Genomic DNA, 25,989 nt, shown 5'->3' on the forward strand with positions numbered 1-25,989 from the left:
ACCGCCGCCGCCGAGCAGACCCTGAGCACCCGCGGCCTGGCCTCCGGCCTCTACACCCTGCGCGTGGAAGCCAACGGCCAAATCCTCACCCGCAAAGTCGTCCTCGAATAGTAGCCCAGGAAGCTTCGCAAACGAAAAGAGCCGGCAAAACTGCCGGCTCTTTTTTTTGTGCGCAATGGCCCTGCTGCGCGGTAGGCAACGCACTTATTCTACCGTCAGCTTCTGGGTGTTGCGGCCGGCCGGCCCGTCGGCTTGTACCAGATAGATGCCTGCCCGCAGCCCGGCCAAATCCAGCGTGGCGGTGAGGCCGGTGGGCTGCAGGGTGAGCAGTGTGCGGCCCAGCAGGTCGTGCACGGTGAGGGTGCGGGCCGGGGCCGCCAGCCGGACGGTGGCCTGCTGCCGGGCCGGGTTGGGAAAAAGCTCGAATGCCGTTTTGCTGGCCGCCGTGGTGGCCGTGGGCACGTAAGCCCGGTTTTCGAGCACCAGAATGCGGTCGTCGGTGGTGGCGGGCACGCCCCGGCCGTCGCGGTTGCTGGTGCCGAGGTACACCTTGCCCTGCGGCGACACGCACACGGCCCGCAGCCGGCCAAAGGTGGAAAGAAAATTGGTGCGCGTGGGGATGGTGAGGCCGCTGGCATCGAGGGTGAGCTGGATGAGGCGGCTGCCGCCCAGCGTGCCCAGCAGCAGGCTGCCCCGCCAGTCGGGAATGGCCGGGTGATTGTAATAGGCCAGGCCGGCCGGAGCCACGGTGGGCGTCCAGGTGGTGAGGGGCTCGCGCACGTTGTTGGCGGCACAGAAGGTGGCTTCGGCGGGCAGGTTGCAGTAGCCTTCCACGTTGGGCCAGCCGTAGTTGCGGCCAATTTCAATCTTGTTGATTTCGTCGTCGTTGCTGGGGCCGTGCTCCGAGCTGTAGATGCGGCCATCGGCCAGCTGCAGCAGGCCCTGCGGGTTGCGGTGGCCGAAGGTGTACACCGGACTGCCCGCAATGGGATTATTGACCGGGATGGTGCCGTCGAGGTTCAGGCGCAGAATCTTGCCGTTGAGCGAGGCCGTGTTCTGGGCCTGGGGCTGCTGCTGGGCGTCGCCGGTGGTCATGAGCAGGGTGCCGTCGGCCAGCAGCAGCAGGCGCGAGCCGCTGTGCGTGGTGGTGGCGTCGATGTTGCTGAGCAGCACCTGCGGGGCCGCCAGCACGCCGTTGGTGAGAGCGTAGCGCACCAGCTTTTCCTTGAGGGCGCCCTGGCTGGTGTAGTTATACACCACAAAAACCCAGTACGTGGCGGGGGCGTTGGGCGCGGCCATCACGGCCAGGCCCAGCAGGCCGCTTTCGCCGGTCTGGGTCACGTCGGGCAGGGTGAGCAGCGGCTGCACCTGCCCGGTGGCGGGGTCGACGCGGCTGATGCGGCCGTAGCGCTCGGTCATCCACAGGAAATTGTCGGGGCCCCACACCAGCTCCCACACGGTGTTGAGGTTGCCGGCCAGCGCCGACACGGTGACCGTGGTGCTGCCCACCGGGAAAGTGGTCAGGGCCGGGCCCTGAGCCTGCGCGGCCGGCTGGCCACCGGCTCCCAGCACCAACGTCAGGGCCGCAATGCGTAAGGATTTCATCATGAGAAGGGTTAGAATGAAAAAACGATGAAGACACTTCCGTTGACCTAACGAAAGCCTGCCGGCAATGGATGCCGAACCGCCGCTATAGTAGCTTGCAGCCGCTTCCGAAACCCGCCGCCCCATGTCTGCAATTTTCACCGCCGCCCACCCCAGCGGCTACACCATCAGCACCGACCCCAGCTTGCTCGATGTGTCCGTCATCCATCGCTGGCTGAGCGAGGAATCGTACTGGGCCCCGAATATTCCGCTGGCCACCGTGGAGCGGGCCATTGCCAACTCCCTCAACTTCGGCCTGTACGCACCCGATGGCCGCCAGGCCGGCTTTTGCCGCGTGGTGACGGACCGGGCCACCTTTGCGCTGCTCTGCGACGTGTTTGTGCTGCCCGGGCACCGGGGCCACGGCCTCTCGAAGTGGCTGGTGCAGCAGATGCTCGCCCACCCCGACCTGCAAAACCTGCGCCGCCACTTGCTGGCCACCGTCGATGCCCACACCCTCTACCAGCGCTTCGGCTACAAGCCGCTGGGCCGGCCCGACCGCTGGCTGGAAATTCATCAGGAGATTCCGTACGGCTGAGAAGCACGCAGTGCAAATGGCGTCAGCCCGAATCCCGAATGCTACTTCGCCGGGCTCGTCCATTTGCTGTCTTTCAGCCGAAACCGCCACGGCAGCCCGGATGCTTCCTCGCCGGCATATTCCAGTCCTACGCGGGCGCTGGCCACGATGGCGGCGGGCGGAATGGCTTCGCCGTGGTCCTCGAACCAGATTTTATCGCCCGTTACCAGCAGGCCGGTAAGTGCCGGCGTGATGCCCAGCGCCTGGCTCAGCAGGCCGGGACCGGCGGTGAGGTTGCGTTTGGCTTCGGCCAAGCCCCGGCGGCGCAGCATTTCGTCGATGCCAACCGTGGGCTCGATGGCCCGGATGAGCACGGCATCGGGGTGGGCGGCATCGTGGGTGGTGATGTTGAACAGCGCGTAGCGGTTGTACACGGTGTAGATGTAGGTGTGGCCGCCGGGCACGTGCAGGCCCCGCGCCTGGTGGCGCTTGCGCTGCAGATGCAGCGTGAGCGAATGGTCGCCCTCGTGCCGGTAGGCTTCGGTTTCGACGATGCGGCCGGCCGTGACGAAGCCGTCGATGCTGGTGTAAAGGTGCTTGCCAAGCAGGTCGCGGGCAATCTGCAGAGGGTCGGGGCGCTGGAAGAAGGCGGCGGGCAGGGTGGAATGAGGCATAGTCTACCGTACGCGGTACAGCAATCCGAAGCCGAAAAGCCAGCGCTCCGACTGCCAGGGCAGCGCCGTGGTGGGCTGGTCGTTCACGCGCAGGCGGGCATCGGGGTTTGGCAAATCGAACGTGGCGGTGCTGCGGCCGAGGAAGAAGCCGCTTTCTTCGGCCACTTCCACCTGCGTGCGGGTGCGCAGGGGTAGCCGGTAGCCCAGGTCGGCCACCAGCTCCAGCCGGTGGCTCAGCTCCAGGCCCAGGCCCAGGGTGGGCAGCAGCGCGTCGGAAATGGCCTGCACCCGCACGCCCAGCTCGTCGGCGCTGAGGTGGGTGCCGGCCACCCGCAGCCCGGCATCGGGGTTGGCGAAGGTGCCCAGGGTGCGGGCCACGGCCTGCCGCTGGTAGGCCAGGCCCACGCGCCCAAACAGCGGCCGGTGGCGCGGGTTCAGGTTGTGCTCGTAGCTCAGCCCGGCTTCCCAGCCCGCCCCCCGAAACTGCCGGTACAGCTGCTGCGTGGCCACGCGCACGGCCAGCGCCCGCGTGAGCATAAACTGGTACTCGAACCGGGTGCTGAGCGTGGGCCACCGGGCCTCCACGTCGGTGGTGCCCTGCATCCCAAACTGGTAGCCGCCGGGCGCATAGGCCAGCGCCACGCGGGCATCGGCCACGGCCAGCGGCCACGCCCCCACCGAGGCCCCGTAGCGAAACCGGTCGAAAAACTTCAGCAGCGCCGCCCCGGCCGGCGGAGCAGCCGGGGCGGCGGGGGCCGAACCAGCGGCGGGCCCGGCCGCCCGAAACAGCGAGTCGGCCCGGTGCTGGCGTGGCTGGTCGAGCAGGGCGTTGCGCAGGGATTCGGCGGGCAGCAGCGTGGTCTGGCCCTGCCAGAAAGCCGAGTCGTAGGCCACCGCATTGTGCAGAAACACGTCGTGGTACTGCGCCCGCGCCACGTAGCCGGGCCGGGCGGCCTGCGCCGTGTCGAGGGCCGTGGTCAGAAACTCGCCGAAGTAGTTCAGCGGCGGGCCAATGGGCAGGCGGGCCTTGGTTTGCCACCACACGGTTTTCAGGTGCCAGCGGCCGGCGTAGGGCTGGTAGGCCACGCGCAAAATGCGCGAGTCGGCTGCGTTGGGCGAGTGCCGCAGGCCGGCCGACGTGTAGTGCCACTCGGCCCCAAGGAAGGCGTAGCCGTCCTGGTCGATGTACAGGCGGCCCGCGAAGTCGGCGCGGCGGTTGCCGGGCTTCGGGCCGAAATCAATGACATACACCGGCCGGCCGGCGTAGCTGCTGCCGGGGGCCAGGCGGTAGTCGTAGTCGCGGAAGTGCCGGGCATCGATAAACTGCGCCCGGCGGTGCACAAAGTCGCCCAGCTGCGCAATGAACGGCCCGCCCGCCCAGTCGATGCGAACCGCCTCGCCGGCCGGGCGCAAATCCACCCGGCGCGCCTGCCGAATCTGCACCTCGCCATCGTCGCGCACCTGCTGGTAGCCGGGCTTGAACACCGTCAGCAGGCCCTCCACCAGGTAGCGCGGCCGCCCCGCCTCGTCGTTGTCCGACTCGCGGTAAAAGCCCGTGAGCTGCGTGGGCCGCACCGGGTAGTTGCGCGGAATGCGCGCCACGGCCTCCTTCACAATGCCCAGCACCGAGCCCGACACCCGCACCTCGCCCAGCGCGGCCGGCGCAATCGTTAACTCAACCAGCAGCTCCGGCCCCGGCAGCGGCGGCAGCGCCTGTGCGTAGTTCTTGTAGCCCAGCAGGGCCACCGTGAGCTTTTCCTGCGCATAGGCCGGCGGAATGGGGAGGGCAAAGCGGCCCTCGTCGTTGGTGCTCGTGCCGATGCGGTTGTTGGCCACGCCCACCTGCGCGTTCGGAATGGGCTGGTGCGTTTCGGCATCCAGCACCCGCCCGCGCAGTACCCGGGCCGGTTGCGCCAGCACCGGCCACGGCATCCAGAGCAGCAGCAGGAATCGGAGCAGGCGCATGGCAGTGCTGGTTTTAAGGCGGTGTATCGGCCCCTACAATACCCGGTACAGGATGCCGACGGTGAGCACCGGCCGGCCCAGCGACCACGGGGCGGCGGCGGGCGCGTTGTTTACGAGCACCGCTGCCCCGGCGGCGGGCAAGGCCAGGTCCACTTCATTGCGGAAGAGGAAAAACCCGCTTTTCTCGGCCAGGTGCAGCTCGCTGCGGGTGCGCCAGGGCAGCAGCAGGCCGGCATCGGCCACCACTTCGAGGTGGTGCGTCACCTCCACGCCCAGGCCCAGGCGGGGCATCCAGCCCTCGGTGAACTGCTGCACGGCCACGCTGATTTCGTCGGCCTTGAGCTTCACGCCATCTACGCGCAGGCCTTCGTCGGCATTGGCAAAGGTGCCAAAGTCGTAGCCCACCCGCTGGTTGAAATACGCCACCCCGATGCGCCCCAGAATAGGCCGGTGGCGCGGGTTGAAGTTGTGCTCGTAAGTAGCGCCTATTTCCATGCCCCGCCCCTGAAAATCGCCCCGCACGTTGCGGATGCTGTAGTAGGCCGACAGGTTTTTGGTGACATCAATCTGCAGATTGCCGTTGAACCAGCTGCTGGTGTGGAACGCAACGTCCCTGGATGGCGTGTGCCGCTGCGCCTGCGCCTGAAACGTGGAGCCCGGCGGCGCGAAGCTCAGGCTGAGGTCGGCCGCCGTGGCATTCAGCGCCAGCAGGCCGCCCGCAGGCCCGATGCGCATCCGCCCCAGCACCGTCCAGAGCAGGCTCTTCGACTGCGGCTTGCCGGCCGGCGCGGCCGGAGCGGCAAAGAGCTGCTCGGCCTGGCGCTGGCGGTCCTGGTCGCGCAGCACGTGGCGCAGCTGCTCGGGCGGCAGCAGGGTGGTGTAGTTTTTCCAGAACGCCGAGTCGTAGCGCACGGCATTCTGCCGGAACACGTCGCGGAACTGCGCCTTTTCGGTGTAGCCCGGCGCGGGGCCCTGGGCCGTGTCGATGGCCGTGGTGAGGAACTCGCTCAGGTGGTGCAGGTGCACGCCGGTCATGGTTTTGCCCACGGTGTTGTACCACACGCTTTTCACGTGCCAGCGCCCGGCATAGAGCTGGTAATCGGTGCGGTAGGCCCGCTCCTCCGAGTCGAAATTGATGAGCTCGTGCCGGATGCCGGCCGGCGTGCGGTGCCACTCGGCGGCCAGAAAGGCGTAGCTCTGCTGGTCGATGTAGAGCCGGCCCTGAAAGTTGGCGGCGTTGTTTTTGGGCTTCGGGCCAAACTCGATGACGTACACCGGCCGGTCGTTGTAGGTGGTGAGGTCGGCCAGCTTGTAGTCGTAATGTTTGAAGTCGTCTTCGTTGATGAACTCCAGCCGGTTGTGCACAAAATCGAACCGGTGCGGAATAAATGGCCCCGCGTACCAGCCCTCCTGCAGCAGGCTGGTCTTGTTCTGAAACTGCAAATCGACCTTGCGCGACTGCTCAATCACGATGTCGCCATCCTCGCTCGGCCGCGTGTAGGGTGCTTTCAGCACCTTCAGCACGGCTTCGCCCAGGTAGCGGTACTGCTTTTTGTCCAGCTCTTCGTCCGACTCCCGAAAGAAGCCCGTGAGCCGCGTGGGCCGCACCGGGTAGTTCTGCGGAATGCGCGCCACGGCCTCCTTCACAATGCCCAGCACCGAGCCCGACACCCGCACCTCGCCCAGCGCGGCCGGCGCAATCGTTAACTCAACCAGCAGCTCCGGCCCGGGCAGCGGCGGCAGCGCCTGCGCGTAGTTTTTGTAGCCCAGCAGCGCCACTGTGAGCTTTTCCTGCGCGTAGGCCGGCGGAATGGGGAGGGCAAAGCGGCCCTCGTCGTTGGTGCTCGTGCCGATGCGGTTGTTGGCCACGCCCACCTGCGCATTCGGAATGGGCTGGTGCGTTTCGGCATCCAGCACCCGCCCGCGCAGGATGGCCGGCGCCTGGGCCCACAACTGATTAGCCAGCAACACTATCCACCCCAGAAAAACCCTGCGTATTGTCGTCATCATAGCCGTTCTGAAAAGCTGCTGGCCGCGTGCGGCCAGGTAAGCAGGCAGATGCAGCGCCGGGCGCGGTGGTTGCCCGGCGCTGCCCGCGCTTCGTCAACGCAATTGATTGCCTTGGCAATATATTCTGTACTGCCGAGGCACCAGCCAAAACGTAAAAAGCCCCGGCGGCGCACTGCTGCGCGGCCGGGGCCTTTCACGTTTTGGCTCATTCAGCTTGGTCAGCCAACGGCCGGCACCTGCTGGCTCACCAGGTATTCGGCAATCTGCACGGCATTGGTGGCGGCGCCTTTGCGCAGGTTGTCGGCCACCACCCACAGGTTGAGGGTTTTGGGCTGGGTTTCGTCGCGGCGCAGGCGGCCCACCAGCACGGCATCTTTGCCGTGGCTGTCTTTGGGCATGGGGTAGCGGTTGGTGGCGGGGTCGTCCACCAGCTCCACGCCGGGCGTGTGGGCCAGGATTTCGCGCACGTCGGCCAGCTCAAACTCCTCGGCAAACTCCACGTTGATTGACTCCGAGTGGCCGCCCATCACCGGAATCCGCACGCAGGTAGCCGTCACGCGGATGCTGTCGTCGCCCATGATTTTCTTGGTTTCGTTCACCATCTTCAGCTCCTCCTTGGTGTAGCCGTTGGGCTCGAACACGTCGATGTGCGGCAGCACGTTCAGGTCGATGGGGTGCGGGTAGGCGGGGTTGCTGGCCGTTTGGCCGGCGCGCTCTTCCTGCAGCTGGTCCACGGCTTTCTTGCCGGTGCCGGTCACGCTCTGGTAGGTGCTCACCACAATGCGGCGCACCTGGTATTTCTTGTGCAGCTCGTTCAGGGCCACCACCATCTGAATGGTGGAGCAGTTCGGATTGGCAATGATTTTATCTTCCGGCGTGAGGGTATCGGCGTTCAGCTCGGGCACCACCAGCTTCTTGGTGGGGTCCATGCGCCAAGCCGAGGAGTTGTCGATAACGGTGGTGCCCACGGCGGCAAAGCGCGGCGCGTGCTCTTTGCTCACGGAGCCGCCGGCCGAGAAGATGGCAATGTCGGGCCGGGCCGCAATGGCGTCGTCCATGCTCACCACCGGATACTGTTTGCCCTGAAATTCAATGAACTGGCCCACCGATTTGGCCGAAGCCACGGGCAGCAGCTCGGTGAGGGGAAACCGGCGCTCGGCCAGCACTTTCAGCATCTCGGTGCCCACCAGCCCGGTGGCACCCACAACGGCAATTTTCATGGTAAAAAACAGAAAATGAATTGGCCGCGCCAACGGGCGCAGCACTGCAAATGTCGCCAGAAATGGGTTACTTTAGACGCGGCGTAGGCTCATGCTGCGCTTTTGAATCGTCTGTCATCCTGAGCGCAGCGAAGGACCTTTTCAGGTTAGAACGAGTTGTTCAGCCGTGACAAGGTCCTTCGCTGTGCTCAGGATGACAATATTCTCCCCTCATTGGCTTCCATTGAAACACTTTCTACTGCTCCTCCTGCTTCTGCCCGGCATTGCCTGCGCTCAGCTGCGCGACGACTTCACCGACGGCAACTTCACCGCCAACCCCGCCTGGACCGGCGACGCGGCCAGCTTTCAGGTAAATACGCAGGTGCTGCAAAGCAACGGCCCGGCCGTGACCGGCACCCAGCTCGCCCTCAGCACGCCCTGCCAGGCCAGCACCGGCACTGTGTGGGAATTCTGGGCCAACCTGCGGCTGGCCACCAGCTCCGGCAACCTGGCCGACGTGTGGCTGATGGCCTCGCAAACCGACCTCAAGGCCACTAACAACTCGGGCTACTTCGTGCGCCTCGGCGGCACTGCCGACGAGGTGAGCCTGTTCCGCAAAGACTCGACCCGCACCGCCGTGCTGGTCATCGACGGCCTCGACGGCACCCTGGCCAGCGCCACCAACAACCTGGTGCGCGTGCGCGTGACCCGCACCACCGCCAACCGCTGGACGCTGGAGCGCGACCTGGCCGGCACCCGCACCTTCGTGGCCGAAGCCGCCCAGCCCGTGGATGCCACCTACCAGCGCAGCGTGGCCATGGGCGTGTCGCTGCTCTACTCCTCGGCCAACGGCCGCAGCTTCTACTTCGACGACTTTGCCGTGACCGATGCCACGGCGCCGCTGCTCACCCGCGCCGTGCCCGTCGATGCCCGGCAGGTCGATGTGGTGTTCAACGAAGGCGTGGCCGCGCCCAGCGCCACGCTGGCCGCCAACTACCGCCTGCAAAGCGGCGCGGTGCCGGTTTCGGCCACGCTCTCGGCCACCAATCCGGCCGTGGTGCGCCTGGCTTTCGCCGCCGACTTCCCGGCCCAGAGCGTGCTGGAAGTCCGCAGCGTGGCCGACCTCTACGGCAACGTGGCCACCGGGCCGCTCACGGCCGCGTTTACCGCGCTGCCCGTGCCGCCCGCCGTGGGCGACCTGATTATCAGCGAGATTTTTGCCGATGAAACCCCACAGGTGGGCCTGCCGCTGTCCGAGTACGTGGAGATTTACAACCGCAGCGCCACCAAAACCCTCAGCCTGCGCGGCGTGCGCCTGGGCAAGGGCGGCAGCAGCACCTTCGCCGCTTTTGCCGATACGGCCAGGCTGCTGCCCGGCCAATATGCCGTGGTATGCGGCAGCACGCGCACCATTCAGTTTGTGCCGCCCATCGTGGCGGCCGGCACCAAGGTGTATGGCCCCACCAATTTCCCCTCGCTCAGCAACGGCGGCGACCAGCTCATCCTGCGCGGACGCGACGGCCGCACGCTGTTTGAAGTGACTTACTCCGATGCCTGGTACCGCGACGCCCGCAAGAAAGATGGCGGCTGGAGCCTCGAAATGATTGACGCCAACAGCTACTGCGGCGGGGCCGAAAACTGGACGGCCAGCACCGACGCCAGCGGCGGCACGCCCGGCCGGGCCAACTCGGTGCGCGCCGCCAATGCCGATGCCCTGGCCCCCACCTTGCTCCGCGCCGTGGCCCTCGATGCCCTCACGGTGCGGGCGTATTTCTCCGAAAAGCTGGACAGCACGGCGGCAGCCGCTATTGGCCGCTACACGCTTTCGCCGGCTGCCGCCATCACCCGGGCCGCGCCGGTGGGGCCCGATTTCCGCCAGGTCGACCTCACGCTGGGCACGGCGCTGCTGCCCAGCCGGGCCACCTCGCTCACCGTGCAAACGGCCACCGACTGCGCCGGCAACGCCAGCGGGCCCCTGCAGTCGGCCGCGTTTGCCCTGCCCGAGCCGGGCGTGGCCGGCGACGTGGTGTTCAACGAGCTGCTGTTCAACCCGCGCACCAGCGCCGTGCGCTTCGCCGAGCTCATCAACCGCAGCACCAAGTTCATCGACCTGCAGGGCTGGCAGCTGGGCAACCTCCGGCCCGATGGCAGCGTGGATGCCGACGTGCTCAGCAACGGGCCGCTGGTGCTGGCACCGGGCCAGATTCTGGCCTTCAGCACCAGCACGGCCATCATCACCTCGCAATACCCCACCAGCAGCGACGCCGCCAACCTGGTGCAGCTGAGCGGCTTCCCCACGTTTCCGGATGCCAGCACGGCGCTGCTGTTCGATAGCCGGGGCATTGAGATTGACCGCTTTGTGTACAGCAAAGACCTGCACCTGAGCCTGCTGAGCACGCAGGACGGCGTGTCGCTGGAGCGCATCCGGACCAACGGGCCTACCAATGGCAGCAACTTCCACTCGGCGGCCAGCGCGGTGGGCTACGCCACGCCCGGCCGCCCCAACTCGCAGGCCCAGGACGAGGCCGGCGGCAACCAGGAGTGGACTGTGACGCCCGAAGTTTTCACCCCCGACGACGACGGCCAGCAGGATTTCGCCCTCCTCAACTACCACCTCGACGCGCCCGGCTACGCTGCCTCCGTGACGGTGTACGACGCCCTGGGCCGCCTCACCCGCCGCCTCACCCGCAACGAAACCCTGCCCACCAACGGCTTCATCCAGTGGGATGGCATCGATGACAAAGGCCACAAGGCGGCCGTGGGCTACTACATTCTGCTGGTCGAGCTGTTTCGCCCCAGCGGCGGCGAGAAGCGCGAGTACAAGAAGACGGTGGTGCTCGGGGCGCGGTTTTAGGAGACTGCCGGGCATCAAATTGTCATCCTGAGCGCAGCGAAGGACCCTACCACACCTGAACGATTTGTCGTGATTCAATCGGAGCAGGCGTGATAAGGTCCTTCGCTGCGCTCAGGATGACAATGATGCGCAAACACAGCAACTATTAAACCCCGGCCTCTTGTCCGCGTCTTAAGGGGCATGAACAGCACCCAGCAACTGCAACACCTGTACTGGCGCGCCGGCTTTGGCCCGCGCCCGCAGGACGTGGCCGCCGGCCTCAGCCCGCGCAAAGCCCTGCGCCAGCTGCTTCACGATTCGGAGAAATACGAGCCGCTGGTCGGGCCGAATCTGAGCTATGCCGACCCGCAGGGCATGGTGATGACCGACCCCGCCTCGACCAGAAACAACCCCGTGCCCAACGGCATGGTGACCACGCCCGACCAGCCTGCGCCGCCCGGCGCCCCCGCCGCGCCGGTGGCCCCCATGCGGCCCCGCGCCGCCTTCAGGGGCGGTACGGTGGCGGCCAGCGTGCCCCGCCTTCGCCGCGCCGACCTCACGCCCGCGCAGCGCAAGATGCAGAACGAAGGCATCCGCGACGCCTTCAACAACATGAGCACGGCCTGGATGGAGCGCATGGCCACTTCGTCGGCACAATTGCGGGAGAAAATGACGCTGTTCTGGCACGGGCACTTTGCCTGCCGCGTGCGCCAGCCCGATGCCGCCCTTAGCCTGCACAACACCACCCGGCAGTATGCGCTGGGCAAATTCCCCGACCTGCTGCTGGCCGTGAGCAAGGAGCCGGCCATGCTGCAGTTCCTCAACAACCAGCAGAACCGCAAGGAGCACCCCAACGAAAACTTCGCCCGCGAGGTGATGGAGCTCTTCACCCTGGGGCGCGGCAACTACACCGAAAACGACGTGAAAGAGGGCGCCCGCGCTTTCACCGGCTGGGGCTACGATTATCAGAGCAACTTCAAGTTTCGGGAGCGCGAGCACGATGCCGGCCCCAAAACCTTCCTGGGCCGCACCGGCAACTTCACGGGCGAGGACGTGCTGAGCATCATTCTGGAGCAGCCGGCCGCCGCCACGTTCCTGACCACGAAAATCTACCGCTTCTTCGTGAACGACGTGCCCAATCCGGCGCACATCGAGCCGCTGGCCGCCGCCTTCCGCAAGAGCGGCTACGACATTGCCGACCTGCTGGAGCGCATGTTCTCGGCCGATTGGTTTTACGACCCGGCCAATGTGGGCACGCACATCAAGAGCCCGGTGGAGCTGCTGGCCGGCATCCGCCGCACGCTCAACGTGAAGGTGGACAACGCGCAGCCGCTGCTGGGCTACCAGCGCGCGCTGGGCCAGAACCTGTTTCAGCCGCCGAACGTGGCCGGCTGGCCCGGCGGCCGCAACTGGATAGATTCGTCGTCGCTGCTGCTGCGCCTGCAGCTGCCCGCCATCCTGTTCAAAAACGCCGAGTTCGCCGTGGCCCTCAAGCAGGACGAAAACGACATCGCCCCCAACCAAACCAAGGCCGAGCGCACCGTGCGGCCCGGCGCGGGCGCCCACCTGCCGCTGGCCCCGCTCCAACAGCTGCTCGGCGCCACGCCTGCTCCGCAGCAGCCCGAAAAGCTCAGCGCGTTTCTGCTCCAGGCCAACATCCGGCCCGAAAACCTGCAGCTGGTGCAGCAGGCCGCCCAGCAAAAAGAGCCGGCCGAGGCGCTGCGCTCCACGCTGGTCAGCCTGCTGAGCCTGCCCGAATACCAGCTGGCGTAGGGGCGGGGCTTGCCCCCGCCCGGTCGTTGAAGGGCATCAATAAAACGGCGCATACGCCGGGCGGGGGCAAGCCCCGCCCCTACTTCTTTCCACCCTTTCTGAATTCAAACATGGCTTCCACCCGCCGCGAGTTTCTTCGCACCTCCGCCCTGGCCAGCACGCTGCTGCTGGTACCCAAGTTTCTGCACGCCCTGGACCGGGGCCCCGGCCTGGCCCGGCTGCGCGATGCCACCGGCGCCAAACGCCTCATTGTGGTGCAGCTGAGCGGGGGCAACGACGGCTTGAACACGGTTATTCCCTACCGCAACGACCTGTATTACAAGGCCCGGCCTACGCTCGGCATCAAGGAGGCGGAGGGCATTCTGGCTTTGGACAAGGACCTGGGCCTGCACCCGGCCCTGAAGGGCCTGAAAGGACTCTACGACCAGGGCCAGCTGGCCGTGCTGAATTCGGTGGGCTACCCCAACCCCGACCGCTCGCACTTCCGCTCGATGGACATCTGGCAGTCGGGCTCGGGCTCCGACCAGGTGGTGAGCACCGGCTGGCTGGGCCGCTATTTAGACTCCAATTGCCCCGACTGCCAGCGGCCCTACAACGCGCTGGAAATCGACGACACGCTGAGCTTGGCCATGAAGGGCAGTCGGCGCAAGGGCCTGGCCCTCAAGAATCCGGATAAATTTCACCAGATTACGCAGAACCGCTTCCTGTCGAAAGTCAGCAAGGAAACCACGCCTGAGCATCAGGACCAGGTCGATTACCTCTACAAGACCCTGGCCGAAACGGCGTCCTCGGCCGACTACCTCTACGACAAGTCGAAAATCTACAAATCGACGGTGGCCTACCCGAATTCTGACTTCGGCAAGAACCTGAAAACCACCGCCGAGCTGATTAACTCCGGCGTGGAGTCGCGGGTGTACTACCTGGCCCTGAGCGGTTTCGATACCCACGTCCGGCAGCACGAGCAGCAGCAGCGCCTCTTCACCGACCTCGGCGACGGCCTCGCCGCCCTGGCCGACGACCTGCGCCAGCACGACCAGTGGAACAACACGCTGGTGCTGGTGTTCAGCGAGTTTGGCCGGCGCGTAGGCCAGAATGCCAGCAACGGCACCGACCACGGCACGGCCAACAACGTGTTTCTGGCCGGCGGCGCCCTCCAGAAAAAAGGCGTGCTAAACGACGCCCCCGACCTCGTGAACCTCGACCAGGGCGACCTGCGCCACCAGGTCGATTTCCGCAGCATCTACGCCAGCGTGCTCAAGGACTGGCTCGGGGCCGACGACACCGCCATCCTCGGCACCGGCTTCGAGCGGATGAGCGGGCTGGTGTAGAGGGAATTATGCATTAAAAATTATGAGTTATGAATTACCAGAACGACAATTCATAACTCATAATTTTTAATGCATAATTAGATTACAGCGGCACGTTGAACCCGAAGGCCCAGATGGCTTGCAGCGAGCCGAAAACGTGGGTGGCGCGGCCCTGCCGGTCGTCGCCCAGAAAGGTGTTCGTGTAGTCGGCAAAAGCGCCCTGAATGTCGGTCTGCAGGAAGAAGTAGCGTAGAATATCGGCCTTCAAACCCACGCTGCTGCCCAGCACGAAGCCGTGGTAGTGAAACGGGCCTTCCTGGTGGTTGCCCAGCACGGTGGAAATGGTGTAGGAAATCATGGGGCCGGCCCCGACTTTGCCCACGGCACTGACTTTGAACAGGCGGCGGTCCCAGAGCACCTTGTGCTTCACGAGGTTCACCATGAGGTAGTTATTGCCGTTGGTGTGCTGCAGGTGCACGAAATCGGGCGTCACGAGGGTGTCCTTGTCGATGTAGCGGCCCCGAATCTGGCCGCGCACGTGGATTATCTGGTTGTCGTCGACCACGTACTTGAGGTGGTTCCAGCTCACTTCGATGCCCAGGTTGTGCTTGTCGTGAAACAGGTAGCCCAGCGTCATGTCGTACTGCGGGATGGTCCAGGAGTTGAACCGCCAGAAATCCTTGAAATCGGGCTTGTCGCTGGCGTGGGCGTTGAGGAAGGTGAAGTCGTAGTTATCGGTCTTGGTGTTTTTGAAGCGGATGTCGCTGCGCGTGTACCAGTCGCGGTTGTAGCCCCAGCTGAAATAGAGGCTGCCGTGGGGCTTGAGCTCGGGCGTAACGGCCGTGGGCGAAACAACTGATGCAGTAGGGGTTGGGTCGATAACAGAAGTCAGCGGCTGGGCCATAACCGGCCCGGCAAGGCCCATCAAAAGGCCCGACAGTAAGAAGAAAAACCTCATTGAAATTGAATAAAAAACGCGGCGGCAAAGCGCGGCCATAATAAAGTGCGCGAAGGTAAGCCGTAAGTCCGGCAATTGTTTTGAAGAACCGACCAATTCCGTTCGGTCAGTCTTTCAGGACGCAGCAAGGGCACAAATACTTTAGGCGGGCACACTTGCCGGGTTTGGCGTAGCTTGCGTGGCCCTTTCCACTTGGCTGCCCATATGAAAAAGTTACTTACCAGCGTTGCGCTGGCAGCGTGCCTGCTGTCGATGCCCGCCGCCGTTTTCGCTCAAACCACCGCCCCAACCGCCTACAGCGGCCCGCGCTACCCCGGCGGCCCCGATTCGCTGCGGGCGCTGGTGGCCCGCAGCACGCGCGCCGCTACGCCGGCCCCGGCCGGCCGCATGCTCGTTCAGTTTGAGCTGAAGCCGGATGGCAAAGCGTACCACTACACCCTGGTGCGCCCGCCTGAGCCGCTCAATAAGCCGCTGGTCAACGCGACGGCGGCGGCGCTCGACTACCTGGAAGCGCACATGCTCGCCTGGCAGCCGGCCCCACCCGACCCCGATTTTCCGAATAAATCGGCCAAAATCACGCTGCCGATTGACTTCACCGCGCCGCCAGCGGCCCAGCCCTACTATTATGCTGACCAAAACCCGGTATTCGACGCCATACCGGCGCTGCTGAGAGCCCGCCGCCAGCCTTATCTCGACGCTATTCTGGCCGACCCCGCCAAGCTGGCGGCTTATAAGTCGTCGCCCCAGGGAATGTCAACCGTTGTCCAGATGCAGGTATTGTATCCGCCCGAAGCCCTGCGTTTCGGTCAGCAAGGCATCGTGTACGCCTATTTTGAAGTAGCCGAGAACGGTGCCATCGAGCAGTCCGCTATTCTGGGCACGGCCGGCCGTGCGCTCGATGCGGAGGTGCTGAGGGTGCTGAAGAAGTTTCCCGCCGCCACCAGCCCGGCGCAGTTTCAGGGCCGCCCGGTGCGGGTGAGCTACGTGCTGCCCGTCACCTTCAAAATACAGTAAACCCGTCCTTTAGCGCCCAAACACCGCCTCGGCCAGCGCCAGCACGGCGCGGCGCGTGGCCTCGGGCTGCTCCAGGTACGAGAGGTGCCCGCTGCCTTCCAGAAACAGCGCCGAGCCGATGGGCGGCATGGCCGCCTGGCGCACGGCATCTTCGAAATGCACGGCCACGTCGTGCTTGCCGGCCACCATCAGGACCGGGAAGGCGGCTTTGCGCAGTACCTGGGTGCGCTCGGGGCGGGCGGCCATCCCTCGTAAAGCGCCCGTGATGGTGCTGGCCGGGGTGGCTTTGCCGATTTCTTCGAGCAGGCCGCGCGCGTCGGTCAGCCGGTCGCGGTTGGTGGGCGCGAACAGCGGGCGCACAAAGGATTCCATGAACTTGCCCACGCCGTACTTCTCCACGAAGCCGATGTTCTTCTCGCGGTTCTGGCGCTTCTCGTCGCTGTCGGGCAGGGCCGTGGAGTTGATGAGGGCCAGGCCGGCCACGCGCTGGGGCCAGCGCTCGGCCAGGGCCAGGGCCACGTAGCCGCCCATGCTGTGGCACACCAGCAGCACCGGGTCGGGGCAGCCCTTCTGGTTGAGGTAGTCGATGACGTAGCGGGCCTGGGCCTCCATCGAGAAGTCGGGCACGGGCGCCAGGTTGGTGCCGTGGCCGGGCAGGTTGGGCGTCAGCAGCCGGTAGTCGTCGGGAAACGGGCGGGTGAAATCGGTCCAGACCTCGCGGCTTTCGGCAAAGCCGTGGAGGAAAACGATGGTGGGCGGCGTGGAGGCAGGAGTCATACGGGCAGGTACCTTGCGAAACGATTGGGCGCGGCAGTTTCGGGAGCAACCTCCGGCGGCGCGGCAACGGTGTTTCTGATTTCACCAAAACTACTCATGAAGATTGCACGGCAACACTACCCGTATTTCCTGGCCATTAGCATAGGGCTTTTCTACGCGTTGGTAGCACGCTTTATTCTGGGCGAAGAATTTATCAGTGCCAACGGCCTGCTCACCGGGTCGTTTCTGCTGATTACCCCTATGGCAATTGGGGCCATCACTGCACACTGCCTGGCCCCGGCTGAAGGCAAATGGCGACGGCTGGTAGTTGCGCCCTTCTTCGCGGTGATGCTTTTCCTGTTTTCTGCGCTTTTATTTCATCTGGAAGGTCTTATTTGTCTTGCCATCATTGGCCCGATGTACCTTGTTCTGGCTTTTTTCGGCGCTTTTATCTACTCTGTCATTAACGACCTTCCGAATAAGAAACCCAACAAAACCCTCGCCGTCGCGGCCTTCGCCCTCCTCCCTTTCATCGCCGCCCCCCTCGAAAACCAGTTCAATAACCCCAACGATTTCCGGCGCGTCGAAAACACGGTTGAGATTCACGCGCCGGCCGCCGTGGTCTGGCAGCACATCATTCGCGTGGCCCCCATTCAGGCGCAGGATTTGGGCCACAGCCTGATTGACGACATCGGCTTTCCGCGCCCCGTGGAGGCCACGCTCACGTACGAGGGCGTGGGCGGCGTGCGCCACGCCACCTTCGAGCGCGGCGTCGAATTCATCGAAACGGTAGATGAATGGGTGCCGCAACAGCGCCTCTCGTTCAGCATCGTGCCCAACACCGCCACCATTCCGCCCACCACATTTGATGAGCACGTCATCGTGGGCGGTCGGTTTTTCGACGTGCTGCGCGGCACCTACGAGCTGCGGCCCGTCGGCCCCGGCCGCACGCTGCTGGTGCTGCACAGCCAGCAGCGCCTCAGCACCCATCTCAACTGGTACGCCGGCCTGTGGACGGGCTACGTGATGAGCGAAATTCAGGGCCGCATTCTGACGGTGCTCAAGCGGCGCTGCGAGGCGGCAATCTAACCCTCGCGCAGCGACGACTCCCGCACGAACAGCTGCGGCTGCAGCAGCACCTGCCGCTGCGCAAACGCGCCGCCCCCGGCCTCGACCAGCTCCGTGAACAGCCGGAAAGCGGCCTGGCCCATCTCCTCGCAGCGCTGGTCCACGGAGGTGAGGTGGGGCTCGGCCACCATCGTCAGGGCCTCGTTGCTGTAGCCGGCCAGGGCCACGTCCTGGGGCACGCGCAGGCCCCGGCTTTTCAGCAGCTGCAGGGCCCCCAGAATGGCCGAGTCGCCGGCCGAGAACACGGCATCGGGCGGGTTGGGCAACGCTAAGAGCTGGGCCATGCTGGCCTGGCCACCTTCCACGGTCATATCGCAGTCAACTATCAGCGACTCGTCGGGCGCGAGGCCGTAGCTCTGCAGGGCGTCGAGGTAGCCCTGGCGGCGGTTTTTGTAGATGTTGAGGTGCTGCGCGCCGGCCAGGTGGGCAATGCGGCGGCAGCCCTGCTCCAGCAGGTGGCGGGTGGCCTGGTAGCCGCCGGCCTGGTCGTTGAGCACCACGGCGTTCACGTCGTCGCCGTCCGGAATGCGGTCGAAAAACACCAGCGGCACGCCGTACTTCCGGGCCTTGTCGAAGTGATGAAAGTCGAGCGTGGTGCGCGACACCGACACCAGAATGCCGGCCACCTGCGCGCTGAGCAGGGTTTCGAGGTTTTTGCGCTCCTGCACCACGCTTTCGTTCGACTGGCAGATGATGACGCTGTAGCCCGCCCGGCTGGCCGCCGTTTCGATGCCGTGCACCACCGAGGCAAAAAACCGGCCTTCGATGTAGGGCACCACCACGCCCAGCATCTTGCTCTTGCCCTTGCGCAGGGCGGCGGCCAGGCGGTTGGGCTGGTAGTTGAGCTTTTTGGCCAGCTTGAGCACGGCCTGCTTGGTGGCCGGCCCGATGCTGTGGTGGTCGCTCAGGGCCCGCGAAATCGTGGTCATCGACACGCCCAGCTCCCGGGCCAAATCGGCCATGGAAACGGGGCTGCTGGTGGCATCGGCTTTCTTGGGAGGAGTGCGGCGGGCGGCCATTGAACGAGCGGGAACGGTACGACGGTAAAGCTACTGCTACCCGGCAGCTTTCAGAACCGACCCGAAACCGTTTGCATAGGCAAAGAACTTAATTTTTTAATCGGCCGCGCACAATTCCCCTGCTGCGCGGTTGAAAACAACGTAGTTCTTTGCGGACCTTTGACGCACTTACAAAACCATTCTTTCTATGAACCCTCTCCTCGGCATCCGCCAGTTCGACCAAAGCCTGTGGCTTGACTTCATCAGCCGCCCCATCATCATCGACGGCAAGCTGCAGCACCGCATTCAGCACGAAGCCCTGCGCGGCGTGACCTCGAACCCGGCCATTTTTGCCAAGTCCATCGGCGACACGGCCGACTACGACTCGGCCATCAAGGCGCTGGCTCTGCAGGGCAAAACCACCGACGAAATCTACACCGAGCTGGCCGTGGCCGACGTGCAGGCCGCCACCGACCTGTTTCGCCCGCTCTACGACGGCCCCGACCACGGCTCCGATGGCTACGTGAGCCTCGAAGTATCGCCCGAGCTGGTGAACGACACCGAGGGCACCATTGCCGAGGCGCTGGCCCTGTGGAAAGCCGTGGACCGCCCCAACGTGATGATAAAAGTGCCGGCCACGCTGGAGGGCCTGCCCGCCATTCGCCGCCTCATCTCGGAAGGCGTGAACGTGAACGTGACCCTGATTTTCGGCCTGGAGCGCTACCGCCTGGTGGCCGAGGCCTTCATCGAGGGCCTGGAAGACCGCGCCAAAGCCGGCAAGCCGCTGGCCCGCATCGACTCGGTGGCCAGCTTCTTCCTGAGCCGCATCGACGTGCTGCTGGACCCCGTGCTGGAAAAAATCGCGGCTGAAGGCGGCGAGAAGGGCAAGCTGGCCGAAAGCCTCGTGGGCGAAGTGGCCATTGCCAGCGCCAAGCAGGCCTACCAGATTTACAAGGAGGTTTTCGCGGGTCCGCGCTGGGAGGCGCTGGCCGCCAAAGGGGCCGCAACCCAGCGCCTGCTATGGGCCAGCACCGGCAACAAAAACCCCAAATACGACAACCTGCGCTACGTGGACGGCCTCATCGGCCCGCACACCGTGAACACGGTGCCCGTGGAAACCCTCGACCTGTTCGGCCAGAGCGGCAAGGTGGCCGTGACCATCGAAAACGACCTCGAGCAGGCCAGCAAAACCCTCGCCGCGCTGCCCGAGCTGGGCATCGACCTGGCCGAGCGCACGCAGTTCCTGGAGGAAGACGGCGCCAAGAAATTCAAGGAGCCGTTTGCCAAGCTGATGGAATCCATCGAGAAGAAGCGCGCGCTGGCCGTGGGCGAGCAGATTGACGATGCCAAATTCGAGCTGGGTCAGTTCCAGGTGCCCGTCGATGCCAAAGTGCAGGAGCTGAAGGGCAAGGATTTCGTGCCCGGCTTCTGGAACAAGCAGGCCGATTTGTGGGTACAGGACGCCGCCGGGCAGGACAGCATCCGCAGCTTCATGGGCTGGCTGCGCGTGGCCGAAACGATGGTGGGCCGCGTGACCGAAATCGAGCAGTTCGTGGCCTCGGTGAAGGCGGCTGGTTTCAAACACGTAGTGGTGATGGGCATGGGCGGCAGCACGATGGCCCCGATTGTGTTCAAGTCCTCGTTCCCGCAGGGCGAAAACGGCCTGCCCATCTCGGTGCTCGACACCACCGACCCCGGCACCGTGCGCGAGATTGAAGCCTCCGTGCCGCTGGCCGAGACGCTGTTCATCGTGGCCAGCAAATCCGGGACCACGGCCGAGCCGCTGGCCTTCGGCGACTATTTCTACGCCAAAGTGAAGGAAATCAAGGGCGACAAGGCCGGCGAAAACTTCGTGGCCATCACCGACCCCGGCTCCAAATTCGTGACCGACGCCACGGCCGCCAACTACCGCCACATCTTCCTGAACTTCCCCGAAGTGGGCGGGCGCTTCTCGGCCCTCACCTACTTCGGTCTGGTGCCGGCGGCCCTCTACGGCCTGCCCATCGGCGAGATTCTGGAGCGCGCCATCCTGATGATGCGCGCCTGCGGCGCCTACGGCCCCACCGACAAAAACCCCGGCCTGGAATTCGGCGCGGCGCTGGGCGTGCTGGCGCAGCAGGGCCACGACAAGCTGACCATTGTGGTGCCCGATGCCCTGCACGACCTCGGCCTGTGGCTGGAGCAGCTCATCGCCGAAAGCACCGGCAAGGAAGGCAAGGGCCTGCTGCCCGTGGCCGGCGAGCCGCTGGGCGACCCGAGCATTTATGGCACCGACCGCATTTTCGTGTACGTGGGCTATAAGGACCAGGCCGACGAGGCCAACGCCAGCAAGCTCGCCGCTCTGAAGCAGGCCGGCCACCCCGTCATCACCCTGCTCATGAAGGACGCCTTCGACCTCGGCCAGGAGTTCTTCCGCTGGGAGATGGCCACGGCCGTGGCCGGCGCCGTGTTCGGCATCAACCCCTTCGACCAGCCCAACGTGCAGGCCGCCAAAACGGCCACCGACAAGCTGATGAAAGCTGTGGAAGCCGACGGCAAGCTGCCCGAAGGCGAAGCCCCCGCCGCCTCCGAAAACGGCGTGGATTACTACACCGCCGCCCACGGCGAAGGCGCCAGCGGCGTGCTGAAAGCCTTCTTCGCCCAGGCCCGCCCCGGCGACTTCCTCTGCCTGCAAGCCTACCTCACCGAAACGCCCGCCGTGAGCGCCAGTCTGCTGGAGCTGCGCCAGCGCGTGCAGCAGGCGCTGCACCTGGCCACCACCTCGGGCTACGGCCCGCGCTTCCTTCACAGCACTGGCCAGTACCACAAGGGCGGCCCCAACACCGGCCTGTTCATCCAGTTCACCGACGACAACCCGCAGGATGTGCAGCTGCCCGGCCGCTCCTACACCTTCGGCACCTTCAAGAATGCCCAGGCCCTGGGCGACCTGCAGGCCCTGCACGACAACGGCCGCCGCACCCTCCGCGTGAACCTCGGCAACGACGCCGAAGCCGGCCTGAAAACCATGCTGGCCGCGCTGCCGGAGCTGAAGTAACCCCCGTAGCTTCCCAAGAAAAGCCCGCCGTGCTGGTTAGCACGGCGGGCTTTTTTATGGGCGACTGCTGGCGCGCGTCTGCGACGCGTGCCGGCTGGCTGCGAGCCTTTGGCTCGGGGCGTGGCTGGCATCGTCTACCGGTATTCAATACCCGAGCTAGAGGCTCGGCGCCAGTCGGCACGCGTCGCAGACGCGCGCCAGCAGACCTCGGCAACGGGGGCCGCCGCGTGTTACTTTTGGGCCCGTCCCTTTGTTGAGAAGATTATGAACGAGCAGCTAGTTGTCAAGAATTTCGGCCCCATTAAAGACGCTACCGTGGACTTCAAGCGCGTCACCGTTTTCATCGGGCCAACGGGTGGCGGGAAGAGCACGCTGGCAAAGCTGGCGGCGATTTTTGGTGAGGGTGGGCCTTTTGTCGATAATGTTGACCTAGGTGGCATCCTTGAAAAATATGGTATCGATAATTATAGAGAAAACGAATACTTTATCAAGTTGTCTAGCCAGAAGGGAAAAAATGTTCAAATATTAGCAGATATTATTACGTATGATGACGACACTGTTGCGGCAATAGAAAATTATAATGATTCGGATGCAGGCGTTATTTCAAAGGATGATTTGATGCCAGATATTCAAAGTTTTTTGGATACGCTTCCTACATCTGATGCAACAAATACGGTAGATAAAATAAGGTCTTTACTGAAACAGTATTTTAGGCAGGCTTATTTAAAGGGGCTTTTTGAGTCAACATTGTACACGCATTATGTACCTGCCGAAAGGCTAATTGTATCAACACTCAACCACTCTTGGCCCTCTTTAATACAGGCCAAAGTCGACTTGCCTAAACCGCTACTTGATTTTGTAAAAGCTTATTTAAAAGCAGGGCCAATTATTGATACTCTTACTATACCCTTTTTAGAAGTTGAGTATGAGCATATAAACGACCGTGGATATGTAAATCTCGGAAATCAGCGCAGCCTCCCGATAAACGAAACCGCCAGCGGCATCCAATCTGTCACGCCGCTGCTGGTGCTGCTGGAGCATCTGAGCCGCAATACGGAGCAGGCGCAGAGCTTTATTATCGAAGAGCCGGAGCTGAACCTTTACCCCACGGCCCAGCAAGGGCTGCTGAACTGGTTGGTGGAGAAATGCACGAAGGGCGAGAATGACCTGACGATTACCACGCACAGCCCGTATTTGCTGGCGCATTTCAACTTGCTGCTTTATGCCTATCAGGTGGCCGAAAACCATCCGGACCGGGCCGATGACGTGGCGAAAATTGTGCCCCGTGAAAGCTGGATTAATCCCAAGGAATTTGCGGCTTACCACGTCGAAGGGCAGCAGGAAAACGGGGTGCGCTCCATCATCAATCCCGAAACTGGCCTCATCAGTTACAATGGGTTAGATGCTACTGCCACCGCAGAGACGTCCGAATTTGAAAAGCTGCTGGATATTAACGCAGGGCTGGAAGTCGAATGATTGACCGCGTTCGAACCTCGTTTGCCGCGCAGTTAAGTGCTACCGCCAACTGCCTGCAAGAGCTTGCCCATCGAGAGTTTCATGTTCACGACCCACACGCCGAGCGCGAAGGCGCTGGGCCGTGCTATGTGGTGACTACCGGAATGATATCGAAAGCTGATTTACACGTCCGCAACGCTGCGCAACGTGCTGTGCATTTCGTTGCCATTGACCATTGCCTGTACGGCGATTCTAACCCGAGTAAATGTGATTGTGCATTGGTTAGTGGCGATAAAATCTACTTTATCGAGTTCAAGAATTCTGAAAATCAAGTTGACGCTGCTATCCCGAAAGCTAACACTAACCCAGGCGATTGCCTCAACCAGTTAGCAGCTAGCATCCGTGATTTCTATGACCGTCGCATCATAAACCCGGGCCAGACGGTGTATGCGTACGCCAGTGTGGGTTATCCCCGGCACCGACCGCAGAGCGGGGCACACCATTTGGACCAACTCAATTCTCTGCAGCAAAAGATTCAGCAGGGCGGCAACCGAGTGATTCGGCTGCGCTACTGCAGCGAAAGTGAGTTAGATATCAAATAAAACAACAGAAGCCCCCGCAGCAACCGCTACGAGGGCTTCTGTTGGCTCAACGCAGGGCCGTTTTTGCGCCTTACATGTCGCGGAAGCCGCCGTCCAGCAGCAGCTCGGCGCCGGTCATGTAGGACGAGTCGTCGGAGGCGAGGAAGAGGTAGCCTTTGGCCATTTCCTCCACGGTGCCGCCGCGTTTCAGGGCTGTGGCGTTGGCGAAGAAGCTGTCCATGCCGTCGGTCATTTCCTGCGAGTAGCCAGCCTTGGCAAAAATCGGCGTGTTGATGGAGCCCGGCGAAAGAGCGTTAACGCGAATTTTGCGGTCGGCCAGGTCGGCGGCAAAGACCCGCACCAGGGAACGCTCGGCCGCTTTAGACGACGTATAGACGGCGCTGCCGGCCAGGCCTTTCTCGTTCACTGCCGAGGACGTGATGATGATGCTCGCGCCATCGTTCAGGTACGGCAGGGCCTTCTGCACGGTGAAAAACACGCCTTTGTAGTTGATGTCGCTCACCTGGTCGAACATCTCCTCCGTGACGTCGGCCAGCGGGCCCATCATCACGATGCCGGCATTCACCACCAGCACATCAATCTTACCGAAGGCGCTGGCTACCTGCGTGTAGAGCGGCTCGAAGCTGCTCACGTCGGCCACGTTGGCGACCACGCCCAGGGCGTCGGGGCCGATTGCAGCGGCTGCCGTTTTGAGGGTGTCGGCGTTGCGGCCGGTGATGGTGACTTTCGCACCTTCCCGGGCGAAGAGTTTGGCGGTGCCCAGGCCGATGCCGCTGTTGCCGCCGGTGATGACGGCTACTTTATTTTCGAGTTTGCGGGTCATGTTGTTGTGTTGATTTGTACAGCACAAAGGTCCCGCCGCCGCCAAAGGCCCGAAGAAGAACTAGCTTAAGAAATTCGGTTGAACTGGTTCAACCTTTCTTCTTAACCCGCTGGTTACGAATGCGAGACAGAAACTCAGTGGTCATGCCCAGGTAGCTCGCAATGGCGTATTGCGGAATGCGCTGGGCCACGGTGGGGTAGGTTTCGAGGAAGTCGGCGTAGCGCTCCTCGGCCGTGCGGGTGAGGGCCGAGATGATGCGGCGCTGGTGGTAGGCGGCGGTGCGCTCGGCCCCGATGCGGAAGAAGGTTTCGAACTTGTGGTTGGCCTGTTTGAGGCGCTGCTCGGTGGCGAAATCAATCTGCAGCACGGTACTGTCCTCCACGGCCACCACAAACATGGTGGCGGGCTTCTGGTAGATGTAGCTATTGACATCGGATATCCACCAGTCTTCCAGCGCAAACTGCACGGTGTGCTCGATGCCCTGGGGGTCAATCACGAACGAGCGGAGCGCGCCCTGCAGCACGTAGGTGCGGTGCTCGGCCGTGAAGTTTGGCTGAATGATGAACTGGCGCTTTTTGATATGCCGCAGGACGAAAGCCGCCCGGATTTCGGCCAGCTCTTCGGCCGACATGGCGGGCACACGCTTGAGAACGTGCTGCTGGAATTGGTCAGAATCCGTCATTGGGGTAATTAAATGGCGCCCATCCGCGGGCCCATGCGAAAGTAGTGCCTCCGGCAGCGGCCGGCCGAATTTGGGCAGGTTGAGAATCATGACCGGCAAGGCATCGTATATTTGTTAAGTAAACTAACAAGTTTAACTAAGCAATATGCTCTCCGAAACCGATACCCAGCAGTTGGCTGCTGAGTTGCGCACCGTGGTTTCACGGCTTGTCAAAAAGCTGCGCAACCATTCCTCCATGCATTCGTCGCTCTCGCTCACCGAGCGGGCGGTGGTGAAGCTGCTGGCCCAGCACGGGCAGCTGCTGCCCAGCGAGCTGGCCGCGCAGGAGAAGGTGACCACCCAGTCCATGTCGCAGATACTGCGCCACTTGTCGGAGCTGGGCTACCTCACGCGCCAGCCCTCGGCCACCGACAAGCGCAAGGTATTTATTGCCCTCTCGGACGCCGGCCGGGACTTTGTGGCCACCGTGCACCAGGAAACGAGCGAGTGGCTGCACCAGGCCCTGCAGCAAACCTGCTCGCCAGCAGACCTGGCCAGCCTGGGCCAGGCACTGCCGGTCCTCGCCAGACTGGTTGCTTTCGACTAGGCTGCCGTCGCCCTACTCCTCTTCGAACCCC

The 25,989-nt window shown here is 63.7% G+C and carries 21 protein-coding genes; 11 read left to right on the forward strand and 10 right to left on the reverse strand.

The features are described 5' to 3' along the window. Nucleotides 1-111 (forward strand): T9SS type A sorting domain-containing protein (locus ACYVHT_RS21105; protein ID WP_460557005.1); only part of this gene is annotated, 111 nt, incomplete at its 5' end. 93 nt (nt 112-204) lie between these two features. On the opposite strand, the gene ACYVHT_RS21110 is transcribed toward ACYVHT_RS21105, so the two are convergent. Next, nucleotides 205-1,608: a PQQ-dependent sugar dehydrogenase gene (locus ACYVHT_RS21110; RefSeq protein ID WP_460556916.1), complete on the reverse strand. Its 1,404-nt coding sequence runs from the start codon at nt 1,606-1,608 to the stop codon at nt 205-207. Between the two features lie 121 nt (nt 1,609-1,729). On the opposite strand from ACYVHT_RS21110, the gene ACYVHT_RS21115 reads away from it, so the two are divergent. Next, nucleotides 1,730-2,182, forward strand: a complete 453-nt coding sequence (locus tag ACYVHT_RS21115; protein ID WP_460556919.1) for a GNAT family N-acetyltransferase — start codon at nt 1,730-1,732, stop codon at nt 2,180-2,182. A gap of 41 nt (nt 2,183-2,223) precedes the next feature. Here ACYVHT_RS21115 and ACYVHT_RS21120 read toward each other — a convergent pair whose 3' ends face one another. The 4 genes from ACYVHT_RS21120 to ACYVHT_RS21135 form a co-directional block, all read right to left on the reverse strand. Next, entirely contained in the window at nt 2,224-2,835 is a 612-nt protein-coding gene (locus tag ACYVHT_RS21120; RefSeq protein ID WP_460556922.1) for a DNA-3-methyladenine glycosylase, read from the reverse strand. A gap of 3 nt (nt 2,836-2,838) precedes the next feature. Beyond that, nucleotides 2,839-4,800 (reverse strand): carboxypeptidase-like regulatory domain-containing protein, encoded by a 1,962-nt coding sequence (locus tag ACYVHT_RS21125; protein WP_460556925.1) that lies wholly within the window; start codon nt 4,798-4,800, stop codon nt 2,839-2,841. Between the two features lie 33 nt (nt 4,801-4,833). Beyond that, nucleotides 4,834-6,810, reverse strand: coding sequence for a carboxypeptidase-like regulatory domain-containing protein (locus ACYVHT_RS21130; protein WP_460556928.1), 1,977 nt, complete (start codon nt 6,808-6,810; stop codon nt 4,834-4,836). 218 nt (nt 6,811-7,028) lie between these two features. After that, nucleotides 7,029-8,030, reverse strand: a complete 1,002-nt coding sequence (locus ACYVHT_RS21135) for an aspartate-semialdehyde dehydrogenase (RefSeq protein ID WP_460556931.1) — start codon at nt 8,028-8,030, stop codon at nt 7,029-7,031. Between the two features lie 223 nt (nt 8,031-8,253). Here ACYVHT_RS21135 and ACYVHT_RS21140 point away from each other — a divergent pair, with 223 nt between their 5' ends. The 3 genes from ACYVHT_RS21140 to ACYVHT_RS21150 all read left to right on the forward strand — a co-directional run bounded on the left by ACYVHT_RS21140 (nt 8,254) and on the right by ACYVHT_RS21150 (nt 13,943). Continuing rightward, nucleotides 8,254-10,863 carry a lamin tail domain-containing protein gene (locus ACYVHT_RS21140; protein ID WP_460556934.1) on the forward strand — a complete coding sequence of 870 codons (2,610 nt, stop codon included), beginning with the start codon at nt 8,254-8,256 and terminating at the stop codon, nt 10,861-10,863. Nucleotides 10,864-11,043: 180 nt separating this feature from the next. Next, nucleotides 11,044-12,615 carry a DUF1800 domain-containing protein gene (locus tag ACYVHT_RS21145; RefSeq protein WP_460556937.1) on the forward strand — a complete coding sequence of 524 codons (1,572 nt, stop codon included), beginning with the start codon at nt 11,044-11,046 and terminating at the stop codon, nt 12,613-12,615. 110 nt (nt 12,616-12,725) lie between these two features. Further along, entirely contained in the window at nt 12,726-13,943 is a 1,218-nt protein-coding gene (locus tag ACYVHT_RS21150) for a DUF1501 domain-containing protein (protein WP_460556940.1), read from the forward strand. A gap of 82 nt (nt 13,944-14,025) precedes the next feature. Here the strand turns inward: ACYVHT_RS21150 and ACYVHT_RS21155 are convergent, their stop codons facing one another. Next, a complete protein-coding gene (locus tag ACYVHT_RS21155) occupies nt 14,026-14,880 on the reverse strand; it encodes a hypothetical protein (RefSeq protein ID WP_460556943.1) in 855 nt (284 codons plus the stop codon). A 204-nt stretch (nt 14,881-15,084) separates the two neighbouring features. Here ACYVHT_RS21155 and ACYVHT_RS21160 point away from each other — a divergent pair, with 204 nt between their 5' ends. Then, the gene (locus ACYVHT_RS21160; protein WP_460556946.1) at nt 15,085-15,894 is read left to right on the forward strand and encodes an energy transducer TonB; all 810 of its coding nucleotides are present in this window, start codon (nt 15,085-15,087) and stop codon (nt 15,892-15,894) included. A gap of 9 nt (nt 15,895-15,903) precedes the next feature. On the opposite strand, the gene ACYVHT_RS21165 is transcribed toward ACYVHT_RS21160, so the two are convergent. After that, nucleotides 15,904-16,671: an alpha/beta fold hydrolase gene (locus ACYVHT_RS21165; RefSeq protein WP_460556949.1), complete on the reverse strand. Its 768-nt coding sequence runs from the start codon at nt 16,669-16,671 to the stop codon at nt 15,904-15,906. A gap of 96 nt (nt 16,672-16,767) precedes the next feature. Between ACYVHT_RS21165 and ACYVHT_RS21170 the strand changes: the two genes are divergently transcribed. Then, entirely contained in the window at nt 16,768-17,739 is a 972-nt protein-coding gene (locus ACYVHT_RS21170) for an SRPBCC family protein (protein ID WP_460556952.1), read from the forward strand. Here ACYVHT_RS21170 and ACYVHT_RS21175 read toward each other — a convergent pair. After that, on the reverse strand, nt 17,736-18,797 hold the full coding sequence (locus ACYVHT_RS21175; RefSeq protein WP_460556955.1) for a LacI family DNA-binding transcriptional regulator: 1,062 nt from the start codon (nt 18,795-18,797) through the stop codon (nt 17,736-17,738). The genes ACYVHT_RS21170 and ACYVHT_RS21175 overlap by 4 nt on opposite strands. Nucleotides 18,798-18,984: 187 nt before the next feature. On the opposite strand from ACYVHT_RS21175, the gene ACYVHT_RS21180 reads away from it, so the two are divergent. The 3 genes from ACYVHT_RS21180 (at nt 18,985) to ACYVHT_RS21190 (ending at nt 23,867) form a co-directional block, all read left to right on the forward strand. Then, complete coding sequence (locus ACYVHT_RS21180) at nt 18,985-21,810, forward strand: bifunctional transaldolase/phosoglucose isomerase (protein WP_460556958.1); 2,826 nt, start codon at nt 18,985-18,987, stop codon at nt 21,808-21,810. Nucleotides 21,811-22,074: 264 nt separating this feature from the next. Beyond that, on the forward strand, nt 22,075-23,286 hold the full coding sequence (locus ACYVHT_RS21185) for an AAA family ATPase (protein ID WP_460556961.1): 1,212 nt from the start codon (nt 22,075-22,077) through the stop codon (nt 23,284-23,286). Next, complete coding sequence (locus tag ACYVHT_RS21190) at nt 23,283-23,867, forward strand: hypothetical protein (RefSeq protein WP_460556964.1); 585 nt, start codon at nt 23,283-23,285, stop codon at nt 23,865-23,867. The genes ACYVHT_RS21185 and ACYVHT_RS21190 overlap by 4 nt, the downstream gene beginning before the upstream one ends. A gap of 70 nt (nt 23,868-23,937) precedes the next feature. On the opposite strand, the gene ACYVHT_RS21195 is transcribed toward ACYVHT_RS21190, so the two are convergent. After that, nucleotides 23,938-24,690: an SDR family oxidoreductase gene (locus ACYVHT_RS21195; RefSeq protein WP_460556967.1), complete on the reverse strand. Its 753-nt coding sequence runs from the start codon at nt 24,688-24,690 to the stop codon at nt 23,938-23,940. Nucleotides 24,691-24,778: 88 nt separating this feature from the next. After that, entirely contained in the window at nt 24,779-25,372 is a 594-nt protein-coding gene (locus ACYVHT_RS21200; protein WP_460556970.1) for a Crp/Fnr family transcriptional regulator, read from the reverse strand. 145 nt (nt 25,373-25,517) lie between these two features. Between ACYVHT_RS21200 and ACYVHT_RS21205 the strand changes: the two genes are divergently transcribed. Further along, the gene (locus tag ACYVHT_RS21205) at nt 25,518-25,958 is read left to right on the forward strand and encodes a MarR family winged helix-turn-helix transcriptional regulator (RefSeq protein WP_460556973.1); all 441 of its coding nucleotides are present in this window, start codon (nt 25,518-25,520) and stop codon (nt 25,956-25,958) included. The last annotated feature ends 31 nt before the right edge of the window (nt 25,959-25,989 follow it).

Source organism: Hymenobacter daeguensis, assembly GCF_054780555.1.

What these genes read in the sequence shown, in the direction of transcription:
- ACYVHT_RS21125 (WP_460556925.1), bottom strand. Translation starts at nt 4,800, where the DNA reads ATGCGCCTGCTCCGATTCCTGCTGCTGCTCTGGATGCCGTGGCCGGTG.
- ACYVHT_RS21200 (WP_460556970.1), bottom strand. Translation starts at nt 25,372, where the DNA reads ATGACGGATTCTGACCAATTCCAGCAGCACGTTCTCAAGCGTGTGCCC.
- ACYVHT_RS21165 (WP_460556949.1), bottom strand. Translation starts at nt 16,671, where the DNA reads ATGACTCCTGCCTCCACGCCGCCCACCATCGTTTTCCTCCACGGCTTT.
- ACYVHT_RS21195 (WP_460556967.1), bottom strand. Translation starts at nt 24,690, where the DNA reads ATGACCCGCAAACTCGAAAATAAAGTAGCCGTCATCACCGGCGGCAAC.
- ACYVHT_RS21160 (WP_460556946.1), top strand. Translation starts at nt 15,085, where the DNA reads ATGAAAAAGTTACTTACCAGCGTTGCGCTGGCAGCGTGCCTGCTGTCG.
- ACYVHT_RS21175 (WP_460556955.1), bottom strand. Translation starts at nt 18,797, where the DNA reads ATGGCCGCCCGCCGCACTCCTCCCAAGAAAGCCGATGCCACCAGCAGC.
- ACYVHT_RS21135 (WP_460556931.1), bottom strand. Translation starts at nt 8,030, where the DNA reads ATGAAAATTGCCGTTGTGGGTGCCACCGGGCTGGTGGGCACCGAGATG.
- ACYVHT_RS21130 (WP_460556928.1), bottom strand. Translation starts at nt 6,810, where the DNA reads ATGATGACGACAATACGCAGGGTTTTTCTGGGGTGGATAGTGTTGCTG.
- ACYVHT_RS21185 (WP_460556961.1), top strand. Translation starts at nt 22,075, where the DNA reads ATGAACGAGCAGCTAGTTGTCAAGAATTTCGGCCCCATTAAAGACGCT.
- ACYVHT_RS21115 (WP_460556919.1), top strand. Translation starts at nt 1,730, where the DNA reads ATGTCTGCAATTTTCACCGCCGCCCACCCCAGCGGCTACACCATCAGC.
- ACYVHT_RS21110 (WP_460556916.1), bottom strand. Translation starts at nt 1,608, where the DNA reads ATGATGAAATCCTTACGCATTGCGGCCCTGACGTTGGTGCTGGGAGCC.
- ACYVHT_RS21190 (WP_460556964.1), top strand. Translation starts at nt 23,283, where the DNA reads ATGATTGACCGCGTTCGAACCTCGTTTGCCGCGCAGTTAAGTGCTACC.
- ACYVHT_RS21145 (WP_460556937.1), top strand. Translation starts at nt 11,044, where the DNA reads ATGAACAGCACCCAGCAACTGCAACACCTGTACTGGCGCGCCGGCTTT.
- ACYVHT_RS21150 (WP_460556940.1), top strand. Translation starts at nt 12,726, where the DNA reads ATGGCTTCCACCCGCCGCGAGTTTCTTCGCACCTCCGCCCTGGCCAGC.
- ACYVHT_RS21120 (WP_460556922.1), bottom strand. Translation starts at nt 2,835, where the DNA reads ATGCCTCATTCCACCCTGCCCGCCGCCTTCTTCCAGCGCCCCGACCCT.
- ACYVHT_RS21155 (WP_460556943.1), bottom strand. Translation starts at nt 14,880, where the DNA reads ATGAGGTTTTTCTTCTTACTGTCGGGCCTTTTGATGGGCCTTGCCGGG.
- ACYVHT_RS21205 (WP_460556973.1), top strand. Translation starts at nt 25,518, where the DNA reads ATGCTCTCCGAAACCGATACCCAGCAGTTGGCTGCTGAGTTGCGCACC.
- ACYVHT_RS21170 (WP_460556952.1), top strand. Translation starts at nt 16,768, where the DNA reads ATGAAGATTGCACGGCAACACTACCCGTATTTCCTGGCCATTAGCATA.
- ACYVHT_RS21180 (WP_460556958.1), top strand. Translation starts at nt 18,985, where the DNA reads ATGAACCCTCTCCTCGGCATCCGCCAGTTCGACCAAAGCCTGTGGCTT.